This is a genomic window from Herbiconiux daphne, from assembly GCF_024979295.1.
Lineage (GTDB): Bacteria > Actinomycetota > Actinomycetes > Actinomycetales > Microbacteriaceae > Herbiconiux > Herbiconiux daphnes.
The window spans coordinates 1-1,040 of sequence record NZ_JANLCJ010000155.1; the positions used below are offsets into that span (position 1 = coordinate 1).

The 1,040-nt window shown below is 34.8% G+C and carries 1 protein-coding gene; it reads left to right on the forward strand.

Going from position 1 to position 1,040, the window contains the following annotated elements; translation table 11 throughout:
• Positions 1-215: DNA-directed RNA polymerase (locus N1032_RS23730; protein WP_259542842.1), on the forward strand; the 215-nt coding region annotated here is incomplete at its 5' end.
• Between the last annotated feature and the right edge of the window lie 825 nt (positions 216-1,040).

The following is a 1,040-nucleotide window of genomic DNA, read 5'->3' on the forward strand; positions in this document are numbered from 1 at the left end:
GAACTATTCCAGCAGATGCTCAAACTATGTATGAGACAGTTCGTGAAACAATGGTTGAACTTTATAGTAATCCTGAATGGGATATGTTGGATAAGATTGAACAGTTTGCAAAAGAGAATCTCTCAGCGGCAGACTTTGATAAACTTCCACCTAAACCAACGAAAGGTAACCTCGACCTCAATGGTATCTTAACATCAACATACGCCTTCCTATAAGCCATTCTCCGGCCCTCTAATCAAGGGGGCCACTCTCCCTTGGGTTCTCCAAGAAAACCTCCCACAATTCGATACAGACGCATACGTTTTGATTCTTGATATCTTGATTAGTCTTGACATAGTCTTAGACATAGTCATTGACATTGATATCTTGATTTCTTTTATTCTTTTAAAAGTCAACTACCTTCTTATATCAAATCATAATATCTTTTATCTTTTATCATTGATAGACATAGACTTTGACTTGATAGACATAGTCTTGTCTTGTTCATAGTCTTGATTGATAGACATTGACATTATCATAGTCTTAGTTAGACATTGATATCTTAGTCATTGACTTAGACTTTGTCTTGTCTTGATTGACATTAGTCTTGATAAAAATATACGTGTGTCTTTCTAAGCTACACTTAGTGAAGAAGAGGACAAGATATAATATCTTTGAATCAAATCTTCCATCCTACCCTCCTTCCTATCTATTAACATTTCTCTTCTACCTCCCCCAATATGCAAGAGTTCTCTTATTAGATTCTACCTTTCCATTGAATTCCTACTATCCCCTAATGCGAATGATATCTGAAAGGTAATGGATTAGTCTCTCTGTTAATAGCCCTCCTCTCCTCTAATTGACAGAAGACTTAAGTATGTTTGTAGGAAACCATACTCTAAATAAAACCTACATCCTATAGGAAGCAATTCCTTTTCTTTAACTTAACAGTTCCTATGATTGTAGAAATCTGGTTGACGTAAGATAGCGCATATCCTTCATCTAAAAGTTAAAAGAATAAATCATTGATTATCCTATGTTTGATAGATAACCAGAAAAAA